Source organism: Caulobacter sp. P1_B12_2 (genome assembly GCF_056406675.1).
In genome coordinates this window covers 1-11,437 of sequence record NZ_JBFTZS010000106.1, presented here as the reverse complement: position 1 = coordinate 11,437, position 11,437 = coordinate 1, and the positions used below count along the sequence as shown (strand labels likewise).

Annotated in this window: 10 protein-coding genes; 6 read left to right on the top strand and 4 right to left on the bottom strand. The window is 69.6% G+C overall.

The annotated features are described in order from the left end of the window. Window positions 1–967: hypothetical protein (locus AC1DZ6_RS08860; protein ID WP_477096825.1), on the top strand; the 967-nt coding region annotated here is incomplete at its 5' end. A gap of 78 nt (window positions 968–1,045) precedes the next feature. Continuing rightward, window positions 1,046–1,687, top strand: a complete 642-nt coding sequence (locus AC1DZ6_RS08855; RefSeq protein ID WP_477096824.1) for a YidH family protein — start codon at window positions 1,046–1,048, stop codon at window positions 1,685–1,687. Window positions 1,688–1,700: 13 nt separating this feature from the next. Here the strand turns inward: AC1DZ6_RS08855 and AC1DZ6_RS08850 are convergent, their stop codons facing one another. Next, entirely contained in the window at window positions 1,701–2,585 is an 885-nt protein-coding gene (locus AC1DZ6_RS08850) for a 3-keto-disaccharide hydrolase (RefSeq protein WP_477096823.1), read from the bottom strand. Window positions 2,586–2,714: 129 nt separating this feature from the next. On the opposite strand from AC1DZ6_RS08850, the gene AC1DZ6_RS08845 reads away from it, so the two are divergent. From AC1DZ6_RS08845 to eutC, 3 genes are all read left to right on the top strand, one after another. After that, the gene (locus AC1DZ6_RS08845; protein WP_477096822.1) at window positions 2,715–3,611 is read left to right on the top strand and encodes an alpha/beta fold hydrolase; all 897 of its coding nucleotides are present in this window, start codon (window positions 2,715–2,717) and stop codon (window positions 3,609–3,611) included. Window positions 3,612–3,763: 152 nt separating this feature from the next. Continuing rightward, entirely contained in the window at window positions 3,764–5,206 is a 1,443-nt protein-coding gene (locus AC1DZ6_RS08840; RefSeq protein ID WP_477096821.1) for an ethanolamine ammonia-lyase subunit EutB, read from the top strand. Then, on the top strand, window positions 5,203–6,009 hold the full coding sequence (gene eutC / locus AC1DZ6_RS08835; protein WP_477096820.1) for an ethanolamine ammonia-lyase subunit EutC: 807 nt from the start codon (window positions 5,203–5,205) through the stop codon (window positions 6,007–6,009). Before AC1DZ6_RS08840 ends, eutC begins: the two co-directional genes overlap by 4 nt. Here the strand turns inward: eutC and AC1DZ6_RS08830 are convergent. The 3 genes from AC1DZ6_RS08830 to AC1DZ6_RS08820 all read right to left on the bottom strand — a co-directional run bounded on the left by AC1DZ6_RS08830 (window position 5,960) and on the right by AC1DZ6_RS08820 (window position 9,102). Continuing rightward, a complete protein-coding gene (locus AC1DZ6_RS08830) occupies window positions 5,960–6,943 on the bottom strand; it encodes an AEC family transporter (protein WP_477096819.1) in 984 nt (327 codons plus the stop codon). The genes eutC and AC1DZ6_RS08830 overlap by 50 nt on opposite strands. Window positions 6,944–7,075: 132 nt before the next feature. Then, complete coding sequence (locus AC1DZ6_RS08825; protein ID WP_477096818.1) at window positions 7,076–7,654, bottom strand: DUF2939 domain-containing protein; 579 nt, start codon at window positions 7,652–7,654, stop codon at window positions 7,076–7,078. A gap of 233 nt (window positions 7,655–7,887) precedes the next feature. Beyond that, on the bottom strand, window positions 7,888–9,102 hold the full coding sequence (locus tag AC1DZ6_RS08820; protein WP_477096817.1) for an NADP-dependent isocitrate dehydrogenase: 1,215 nt from the start codon (window positions 9,100–9,102) through the stop codon (window positions 7,888–7,890). A gap of 216 nt (window positions 9,103–9,318) precedes the next feature. Between AC1DZ6_RS08820 and AC1DZ6_RS08815 the strand changes: the two genes are divergently transcribed. After that, window positions 9,319–11,437, top strand: a 2,119-nt coding sequence (locus AC1DZ6_RS08815) for an ATP-binding response regulator (protein ID WP_477096816.1), incomplete at its 3' end; no start/stop codon positions are given.

The following is an 11,437-nucleotide window of genomic DNA, read 5'->3' as shown; positions in this document are numbered from 1 at the left end:
GCCCCGGGTCGGGCGGCGGCTGACCCGCACCTCGCTTCGACGCCTGGCCTACGACATGGCGCCGATTAGCCTGGCCGTGGTGCTGTCTCTGGTCGCCAGCGAGTTCCTGCTGTCGCGCCTGCCCTGGCTGGGCGCCCAGGAGGCGCCGGCGCCACGCGAACCGCTGCGGCGGCGCGACGCTCGGCTGGGCTGGGTGTTCATCCCCGCGCGCGAGGGCGTCGGGCGGTTGGGCGGGCGCGACATCGCGTACGCCTTCGACGCCGCCGGTCACAGGGTGCGCCGCCTGGGCGACCGCGTGGATCCCGCGCGACCGACCATCCTGTTCACCGGCGAGTCCGTCATGGTCGGGCACGGCCTGACCTGGGCGGAGTCGCTTCCAGCCCAGGTCGAGGATCTGACCGGCGTGCAGAGCGCCAACCTCGCCGTCGAGGGCTACGCCACCGACCAGTCCTATCTGCGCCTGCGCGACGCATGGCCCGGCTTCCAGCGGCCGGTGGCGGTGGTGGCCCTGTTCATGCCGTCCCTGCTGCGGCGGACCCTGGACGTCGACCGGCCGCACCTGGACGCCGACCTGACCTGGCGGCCGCCGGTTCGCTCGCTGAAGCTGGTCCAGGTGGCCCGGCGGGCCATCCCCTATCGTTCCGAACGCGATATCGACCGGGGCGTGGCCACGACCAGGGCCGCCCTGTCCGACACCGTCGCCCTGGCCCGACGGCGCGGCGCCACGCCGTTGATCCTCGTGCCGCAACTGCGTCCGGAGACCCCCGTCGAGGCCGAGTTGCGGCGCCGGGTCCTCGACGCGCCGGGCCTGCCCTACGTGGTCGTACGCATCGATCCCCGCTGGCTGATCCCCCACAATCGCCATCCGGACGCCCGGGCCTCGCGGGCCATGGCCCAGGCCGTGGCGGGGTATCTGGCGACCCATCCGGTCCCGAGCGGCTCAGGGAACCGCGTCACTTCGAACTAGGGGAAACCCGGATGGACCCCGGCGCCCGGCGCCGCGCACTCTCGGCTCCACAGCCACCTCGCCGGGATGCGTACGACCATGCCCAACAAGCCGGCCACCCCCAAGCGCCCCGCGCGGATCGAGCTCCCGCCGCCGCCGCCCCTGCCGCAGGTCAGCGACAAGCCCGACATCGCCTCGGTGGAGTACTCCACCCACCGCACCAAACTCTCGACGTTCCGCACCTCGTTGTCGGAGCACCGCACGGACCTGTCGGAGTATCGCACCGACCTGTCGACCTATCGGACCGACCTCTCCACCCACCGCACCGAGATGTCGATGCGGCGCACGGGCATGTCGTTCCAGCGCACGCGGATGAGCGACGACCGCACGCTGATGTCGGTGATCCGCACGGCGCTGTCGCTGATCGGCTTCGGCTTCACGATCTACCAGGGCTTCTCCAAGCTCCACGACGCCGGCGCGATCGCCAATCCCAACGCGCCGCGCAATTTCGGCATCGCCCTGGTGTTCCTGGGCATCGCGATGCTGATCGTCGGCATGGTGCACCACGTGCAATTCATGCTCGAGCTGCGCCGCACCCGGCGGGAGATGAAGCGCCAGGGGCTGGTGCACGGCGAGAGCCGCTTCCCGGTCTCGATCACCTTCATGGTCTCGCTGGGCCTGTTGATCCTGGGCTTCCTGGCGATCGCGAACATGGTCTTCAAGGTGGCGGTGTTCGGGTAGGCAGGGCCTCTTTCTACTTCCCCACCACCTTCGGCAGGCTGGTGATCGGCTCGATCACGAGGTCGCGGAAGAAGGTCTCGGCGCCCTCCGACTGCAGCTGGATTGCGCCGTGGGTGAGGGGCGCGCCGTCGGCCTTGAGGTCGCGGACCTCCATGACCGGCACGCCGTTGACCACATGGATGGCGCGGTCGCCCAGCACGTAGAGGTCCAGGGTGTTCCATTCACCCGCCGGCTTCTCGGCGTCGGCAGAGGCCTCGACGTTCCAATTGGCCGTGCCGCCCTTGACGGTCTGGACGCGGCCGCCCGGCGCGAAYCGCAGCTTGGGGGCGATCAGGGCCGGATCGTCGACGGCCGTGGTCGTGGCGCTGATCGCCTCGCCGACGGGCACGACCATGCCGATCGAGCCAGTCATGATCTCGAACTCCACCGCCTGGCTCCAGGTGCCCCAGACCGCGCCGGGCGTGCCGTGCGAGTGGTAGAGCAGGCCGTTGTTGGGCGCCTGGGTCTCGCGCGGCGGCCAGCGACCGGGACCCCATTTGTACTGAAGCCGCAGGTGGTAGTCGTGGAAGTCTCCCTTGTGGACCAGGCTGCCCCAGGTCTTGCCGCTGACGTAGATCGCTGGACGCCCGTCCTCGATCACCACCTTGAAGATTTGCGCGGTCTGGGAGCCGGCGCCCAGCGGGGCGAGGGCGGGGCGCTTGTAGGTCAAAGCCGGGTCCGCATAGCCGAGCCAGGCGTCCCAGGCCTTGAGGTCCTGGCCGTTGAACAGCGACGTCGCGTGACCGGCGGCCTTGGGGACCTCGGTCAAGGCCAGGGGTTGGGCCGGGGCGGCGAGGGCGGGCGCGGCGGCGGTGGGGCTGACTGCCAGCGCCAAGGTGAAGGCCAGGGTCTTGAGCATGCGTCCTCCCGCGCCCTTCAGGGCTTGCCGGCCAGGGTAGCTGACAGCGTTGTCGGCGCAAGGGTCACGCCGGGGGTTGGCGGAAATCAAACAGTCGTTAGACTTCCCGCCGCAACGAGAGGAAGCGCCATGCCCAAGGTCGCCGCGAACGGCATCCAGATCGAGTACGAGGTCCACGGACCGGAAGGCGGCGAGCCGCTGCTGCTGATCATGGGCCTGGGCCAGCAACTGACCCGCTGGCCGGTCTCGCTGATCGAGCGCCTGGGCGGCGAAGGCTTCCGCGTCATCCGCTTCGACAATCGCGACATCGGCCTGTCGACCGGCTTCGACGACGCGCCGACGCCCGACCTGCCGACGGTGTTCGGGGCCCTGGTCGAGGGGCGCGACCCTGGCGCCCCCTATCTGTTGGCCGACATGGCCGACGACGCGGCCGGCCTGCTGGACGCCCTGGGCGTCGCCCGGGCCCACGTGGCCGGGGTGTCGATGGGCGGGATGATCGGCCAGATGCTGGCGGCCCGGCATCCGGACAAGGTGCTGTCCCTCACCTCGGTGATGTCGACCACCGGCAATCCCGCCGTGCCGCCGGCCACGCCCGAGGCCCAGGCGGTGCTCTTCGCCCGGCCCGCCGCCACCGACCTGGAGAGCTTGGTCGAGCACGCGCTGAAGACCCAGATCGCCATCCAGAGCCCGGCCTGGCCGGTCAATCCGGAGACCGAGCGGCCGTTGCTGCGGGCCGGCATCCAGCGCGCCTACCACCCGATGGGCGTGCTGCGCCAGATGATCGCCGTGATCGCCTCGGGCGATCGTCGCGCGGCGCTGAGGACTATCACCGCCCCGACCGTGGTCCTGCACGGCGACGCCGATCCTCTGGTGCCGGTCGAAGGTGGCAAGGACACCGCCGCGACCATTCCCGGCGCCGAGCTGCGGATCGTCGAAGGCATGGGCCACGACCTGCCCGAGGGCGTTCGCGGCGCATTCGTGGAGGCGGTGAAGGCCGCCGCGGCTCGGGCGCGGCAGTTGGCTTAGGAGCAAACAAGCTCTGTCATCCCGGACAAGCGCGCAGCGCGTCGATCCGGGACCGACGCGTGAACGCAGGCGCCTCCGGCGGTCCAGGGTCTGCCCCCGGCTTTCGCCGGGGTCCGCCCGGGATGACAAGCTTTTGAGCTAAAGCAGATGGGGTGTTCCTTGAGCGCGCCGCCCGCTTCCCCGCACCCACAATCGGCGCCACCTTGGCCGTCATGGCCTATCGCGCGACCCTGGGATCAACGAGCTGGACCTTCGAGAGCCTGGCCGACCTGATGGCCAAGGCCTCGCCGCCGCGTTCGGGCGACGCCCTGGCCGGGATCGCCGCGACCAGCGCCCAGCAGAACGTCGCCGCCAAGACCGCCCTGGCCGACGTGCCGCTGACAACCTTCCTGAGCGAGGCCTTGGTCCCCTATGAGACCGACGACGTCACTCGCCTGATCCTCGACGGCCACGACGCAGCAGCGTTCGCGCCGGTGGCCTCGCTGACGGTGGGCGAGTTCCGCGACTGGCTGCTGTCGGAAATCGCCACGCCGGCCGCCCTGGCTCGCCTGGCGCCCGGCCTGACCCCGGAAATGGCCGCGGCGGTCAGCAAGCTGATGCGCAATCAGGACCTGATCCTGGCGGCTTCCAAGTGCAAGGTCACGACCCGCTTCCGCAACACCATCGGCCTGCCCGGGACCATGGCCGTGCGCCTGCAGCCCAACCACCCGACCGACGACCCGGCCGGGATCACCGCCTCGATCCTGGACGGCCTGCTGTACGGTTGCGGCGATGCGGTGATCGGCATCAATCCGGCCAGCGACAGCCTCAACGTCCTCGGCGACCTGACCCGGCTGATGGACGACCTGATCCGGCGCTTCGAGATCCCGACCCAGTCCTGCGTCCTGACCCACGTGACCACGGCGATCCAGCTGATCGAGCGCGGCGCGCCGGTCGACCTGGTGTTCCAGTCGATCGCCGGCACCCAGGCCGCCAACACCAGCTTCGGGGTCACTCTGGATCTGTTGCGCGAGGGCCTGGACGCCGGCCGCTCGCTGAACCGGGGCACGGTCGGCGACAACGTCATGTATTTCGAGACCGGCCAGGGCTCGGCCTTGTCGGCCGGCGCCCACCACGGGGTGGACCAGCAGACGCTGGAGGCCCGCGCCTATGGCGTGGCCCGGGCGTTCGAGCCGCTGCTGGTCAACAGCGTGGTCGGCTTCATCGGCCCCGAATATCTCTATGACGGCAAGCAGATCATCCGGGCCGGGCTGGAGGACCATTTCTGCGGTAAGCTGCTGGGCGCGCCGCTGGGCGTAGACGTCTGCTACACCAACCATGCCGAAGCCGATCAGGACGACATGGACAGCCTGCTGACCCTGCTGGCCACGGCGGGCGTCACCTTCGTGATGGGCGTGCCAGGCGCCGACGACGTGATGCTGAACTACCAGTCCACCTCGTTCCACGACGCCCTCTATGTGCGCGAGCTGTTGGGGTTGAAGCGGGCGCCGGAGTTCGAGGCCTGGCTGGAGCGGGCGCGGATCGTCGGGACGGACGGCCGCCTGGCGCCCCGCGCGGCCGGCCATCCGCTGCTGACGGCCGGAGCAGGCGGATGAGCACCCCGGTCACGCCCGATCCCTGGACCGCCCTGCGCCGCCACACCCCCGCCCGCATCGCCCTGGGGCGGACAGGCTCCAGCCTGCCGACCGCCGAGGTGCTGGGCTTCGCCCTGGCCCACGCCCAGGCCCGCGACGCCGTCCATGCCCCGTTCGAGGCCGAAACGACGGCGGCGGCGATCGAGGCCCTGGGCCTGGAGACGGTGATCATCGACAGCGCCGCCCCGGACCGGGTGTCCTATCTGCGGCGGCCGGACCTGGGGCGGATCCTGTCGGAGGCCGGGCGCGCCGCCCTGGTCGCCCGGACCCGAGGCGTCTGCGACCTGGCGATCGTCATCGCCGACGGCCTGTCCAGCACGGCCGTCCACGCCCACGCCGCGCCGTTGGTCGAGGCCCTGCTGCCGGCGGTCCGCGAGGCCGGCTGGCGGCTGGCTCCGGTGGTCGTCGCCCGCCAGGCCCGTGTGGCGCTGGGCGACGTGGTCGGCGAACTGCTGGGCGCGCGGCTGGTGATCCTGCTGGTCGGCGAGCGGCCGGGCCTGTCGTCACCCGACAGCCTGGGGGCCTACATCACCTTCGCCCCGAAGGTCGGCCGCACCGACGCCGAGCGCAACTGCGTCTCGAACATCCGCGGCGAGGGGCTGAGCTACGAAGCGGCGGCGTTCAAGCTGGCCTGGCACGCGCAAGAGGCGCTGAGGCTGGGCCTGACCGGCGTGGGGCTGAAGGACGAGAGCGACACGGCGGCTCTTCAGGCGGTCACGCCCCCGCGTATCGCTCCAGAAGGATCGCGATCGCCGACAGGCTGACGCAGGAGAAGGCGGTGGTCAGGGCCACGATCCGCGCCCCGCCGCGCTCGAACACGCTGTAGGCCTTGGTCTGGATGAAGACGTTGACGGCCGTCGGCGTCGCGGCCAGCAGGGTCGCGCCCAGGCGGAAGGGCAGAGGGGCGTCCACCAGACCGGTGGCGAACCAGGCCAGGGTCGGCATCAGCAGCAGCTTGCCGGCGGCGGCCACGATGATCGGACCCCAGCGGGGGATCGGCGAGGGCTCCTCGTCGGTCTGCTCGCAGGGGACGCCGGCGGCCGGCAGTCCAGTCAGGCCCAGGGCGACGCCCAGGGCCACCAGGGCCACGGGGCTGCCCGAGGCGGCGGCGGAGGCCACCGCGCGGTCCAGCACGCCGGGCAGGGACAAGCTCAACAGGGCCATGGCCGAGCCGGTGATCGCCGCCAGCACGATGGGATTGCGCAGGGCCTGCATCAGCGAACGCCAGGTCGAGCGACCGCCGGCCCAGCCCAGCAGGCCCACCCCGATGGCCGCCACGACCACGAAGTCCACCGCCACCACGCCGGCCGAGACCCGCGCGGCCTCGGGACCGAGCACGGCGAGGGCGATGGGGAGGCCGAGAAAGGCGCTGTTGCCCAGGCTGGCCGAAAGCGCGCCGCCGGCTCGCTCTTCGCGCGTCCATCGCAGGGCGATGCCGAGCGCCACCATCAGGGCCACCACCAGCAGGGCGCAGGCCCCATAGGCCATCAAGCCCAGGGTGAGGGCCCGGTCCGGAACGCCGACGCGCGACAGCGAATGCAGCAGCAACGCCGGAAAGCCGATCCAGTAGACATAGCTCGACAGGCCCGCCGACATCCGGGCGTCGAACAGCCGCAACCGGGCCAAGGTCACGCCCGCGGCGACCAGCAGGAAGAACGGAAGGACCCGCTGCGGCACGTCGAGCAGGAGATGGATCAAGGGGCTACCATGGACTTACGGGGCGGCGACAGGCGCGACGCCGTACGGAATTGAAGCCCGACAAGCGGTCGGGGCCGAAACAAGGCAAGGCTCGATACCATCGCGGACGGCGGGCGGTCCAGCGGCGGCGTTTCAGCGCTCGTCGACGGGCAGGCGGATATGCACCAGTCGCCAGGTGAAAAGCTTGTCGCGACGGAAGGTGAAGACCGTCGCCTTGGACGGCTGGCCGGGGCGCTTGACCGAGATCCGCACGCGGTTGGGGTCCCAGTAGGCGATCATGGGGTGCGGTCCGGTCACGGCGGCCTTGGCCTTGTCCATGGCCGTGGCGGGCTTGGGCGGAACGGCCGGCGCCGCGCCCGGCGCGTAGCCTCGGGTCAAGGCCGACAGACCCTGGATGGTCAGGTAGCGGTCGACCTTGGGCTCGGGCGGCGCGATCGGGGCGATGGCGCGCTTGAAGACGCCCAACGGGTCACGCCAGATCGACGGCGGTTCCGCCGGAGCGGTCGCGGCCGGGGTCTTGTCGTTCAACTCGGCGGTCAGGCTGCCGCGCACCGCCGGAAAGTCGACCAGTTCGCTGATCGCCTGCACGTCCTCGTACTGGGCGGCGGCCTTCAGGGCGCGGAAGGCGAACCAGGGGGCGGTGGCGAAGGCCGCGGCCGAGACGAAGATCGCCAGGACGATCAGATCCCACAGCCGTTTTTGAATGGTCATCGCCGCCCCCGCGCGAAGAAGATTAACGTTCGCATAGACACCCTAATCCCCGCCGCGCCGCAAGGTTTCTCGCGTGGGACGGGCGCCGAGGGAGATCCCCAACGAAAAACGCCCCCCGGTTTTCCGAGGGGCGCTTCTTGTGGGCCGATAGGCAAGGGCGGAGCGGTCCTACACTTGCCCCCACCTGACCGCTTCGCGGTCTGTCCGCCCCCATAGGGGGCGGAGTGCGGTTTTTAGACCGACATCGCCTTCTTCAGGTTCTCGTCGATCTTGTCGAGGAAGCCTTCGGTGGTCAGCCACGACTGCTTGTCGCCGACCAGCAGGGCCAGGTCCTTGGTCATGAAGCCGCTTTCGACGGTATCGACGCAGACCTTTTCCAGGGTCAGGGCGAAGTCGGCCAGAGCCTGGTTGTCGTCCAGCTTGGCGCGGTGGGCCAGGCCACGAGTCCAGGCGAAGATCGAGGCGATCGAGTTGGTCGAGGTGCTCTCGCCCTTCTGATGCTGGCGATAGTGACGGGTCACGGTGCCGTGGGCGGCTTCGGCTTCCACCGTCTTGCCGTCCGGGGTCATCAGCACCGAGGTCATCAGGCCCAGCGAGCCGAAGCCTTGCGCCACGATGTCCGACTGCACGTCGCCGTCGTAGTTCTTGCAGGCCCAGACATAGCCGCCCGACCACTTGAGGGCCGAGGCCACCATGTCGTCGATCAGGCGGTGTTCGTAGTGGATGCCGGCGGCCTTGAACTTGTCGGCGTATTCGGCGTCGAAGATCTCCTGGAAGATGTCCTTGAAGCGGCCGTCATAGGCTTTCAGGATGGTGTTCTTCGTGGAGAGGTAGACCGGATAGCCCCGGCCCAGGCCGTAGGCGAACGAGGCGTGGGCGAAGTCGCGGATCGACTCGTCCAGATTGTACATGCCCATGGCCACGCCGGCCGACGGAGCCCTGTAGATCTCGTGCTCGATGACCGCGCCGTCCTCGCCGACGAACTTCATCGTCAGGGTGCCCTTGCCCGGGAACAGGAAGTCGGTGGCCTTGTACTGGTCGCCGAACGCGTGGCGGCCGACGATGATCGGCTGGGTCCAGCCGGGCACCAGGCGCGGCACGTTCTGGCAGATGATCGGCTCGCGGAAGATCACGCCGCCCAGGATGTTGCGGATCGTGCCGTTCGGCGACTTCCACATCTTCTTGAGATTGAACTCGGTGACGCGTTGCTCATCGGGGGTGATGGTCGCGCACTTCACGGCCACGCCGTGCTTCTTGGTCGCCTCGGCCGCGTCGATCGTGACCTGGTCGTTGGTGGCGTCGCGGTTCTCGACGCTGAGGTCGAAATAGTCGAGCTCCAGGTCCAGGTACGGGAAGATCAGCTTATCCTTGATGAGCTTCCAGATGATCCGGGTCATTTCATCGCCGTCCATATCGACGACAGGGTTGGCGACTTTAATCTTGGCCATTGCGGGGTCTTTCCTCTCGCGGTGGCGCGCCTGTGACTCTTTGGCGCACAGGGCCAAGGAGCGGCGCGGACGGCGTGCCTATAGACTGTTGCGGGCCAGGGGGAAAGCCGAGGTCGCCTCGAACCTCCCCGGAACGCTCAACGAAGCCGTTGCGGGGGTGTAAGTCTTTGATCGACGGGTAAATCTCTGTTGAGGCTTCTAGGGTAGCAACGAGACGTGGAGAGCCGGGGAGCCATTGCCGAAGTCACGTCGCCGCTCGCCCGGCGACTGCTGGCGATCGTCGCGATCCTGTCGATCGCGGTGACGGGCCTGGCCACGGCCGTGACCTTTGTCTTCGTGCAGCGCTCCACCGCCGACGCCCAGATGCGCCATCTGGCCGAATACGCCGCCGAGCGGGTCAAGACCGAGGACCGATTGTTCTCCGATCTGGTGAAGGTGCAGGAGGCGGCGTCCGATTCCATGGCCCGCCGCCTGGCGACGATCGACCCCGCCACGGTGGACCGTGAATTCGAGGCCCAGTTCCCCAAGCTGGGAGACGGCACGCGGCGCACCTCCGACACGCTGTACGACGGCGGGATGGTGGCCGGCGACTACACCTACGGGGTGGGCGGCTATCTGCGCGACGCCGACAAGCTGACCCAGCAGCAGAAGGCGCTGTTCCTGGCCGCCGTCCAGGTCGTCTCGCACACCGGCGAGGCCGAGCTGAACCGCTACGACAACTTCTACTTCTTCACGCCCGACACCCGGCTGGTGATGTTCGCGCCCAAGCGTCCGGACCGCCTGATCTACTACCGGCACAAGGCTCCGCCGACCTTCGACATCAGCGGCGAGGAGATGAACCTCCTGACGCTGCCGCAACAGAACCCGCAGCGGGTGATGAAGTGCACCAAGCTGCGCAAGGTGCTGTCGGATCCCAGCGGCCGGGGCCTGAATTCGGCCTGCATGACGCCCTTCGACTATCGCGGCAAGCAGCTGGGCGCCTGGGGCGCCAGCCTGTCGCTGGACTCCTACCTGCTGCGCGCCGTCGAGGACGCCTTGCCGGGCGGGCGCAACATGATTGTCTCGTCGGACGGCGAGCTGATCGCCGCCCCCGGTCTGGCCAGGGACGGCGTCGTCGACGCCCAGACCCTGGTGCGAGCCCAGAGAGAGGAGGGCGTCGCCGGCGTCGTGCGCCAGATCCGCGCGATCGGCGCCGACACGGGCGCCATTAGCACTGGCGACCGGGTGATCGCCTATGGCCGGCTCAAGGAGCCCGACTGGTACTTCCTGATGAGCTTCCCGTCCGACGACCTGGTGTGGTCGGCGGTCAAGACGGCGTCCTGGGTGCTGCTGTTCGGCGTGCTGGGGGTGATCATCCAGGTCGCGCTGCTCTATCGGGTGATGCGCCACACCGTGGAGCGGCCTCTGCGCGTGCTGGCCGAGGCCCACCGGACCGGCGCCGTCGTCGAGGCCGAGCCGATTGAAGACCGCACCGACGAGATCGGCGCCCTGGCCCGCACCCTGCGCAGCCAGCGCGACGGCAATATCGAGCTGCTGCGCTCGCTGGAGGAGCGGGTCGCCGAGCGCACCGCCGAGCTGGAGCGCGCCAACCAGGCCAAGTCGGTGTTCCTGGCCAACATGTCCCACGAGCTGCGCACCCCGCTGAACGGCGTCATCGCCATCGGCGACCGCCTGGCCGAGGAGACCGATCCCGAGCGCCGCCGCGAACTGTCCGCCCTGGTCACCTCGTCGGGCCGCCTGCTGGAGCAGGTCTTGAGCGACATCCTCGACGTCTCCAAGATCGAAGCCGGCCAGTTCCAGATCACTCAGGCGCCGTTCGATCTGGCCACCCTGGTCGGCGGCGTCGCCGAGCTGCACCGCGCCTCGGCCGAGGCCAAGGCGCTTGAGTTCAAGTGGTCGATCCAGCCGGGCGTGTCGGGCAGCTACCTCGGCGACGCCGGACGCATCAGCCAGATCCTCAACAACCTGCTGGCCAACGCCGTCAAGTTCACCGGCCTGGGCGAGGTGGAGCTGAGCGTCGAGCGAACGGCCGACGGCCTGAGCTTCATCGTCAGCGACACCGGCGTGGGCTTCGACGACACGGTGCGCCAGCGGCTGTTCAAGCGCTTCGTCCAGGCCGATCAGTCGATCACCCGCCAGTTCGGCGGCACGGGGCTGGGCCTGTCGATCTGCGCCGCCTTGGCCGAGATGATGGGCGGGCGCATCGACGCCCGCGCCGTGCTGGGCCGGGGGGCCATCTTCCAGGTCGACCTGCCGCTGGAGCGCGTTCGCGCCGTCGAGGACGAGGCCGAGGGCGACGAGGAGGAGATCTCGCTGGAAGGCCTGCGGGTGCTGG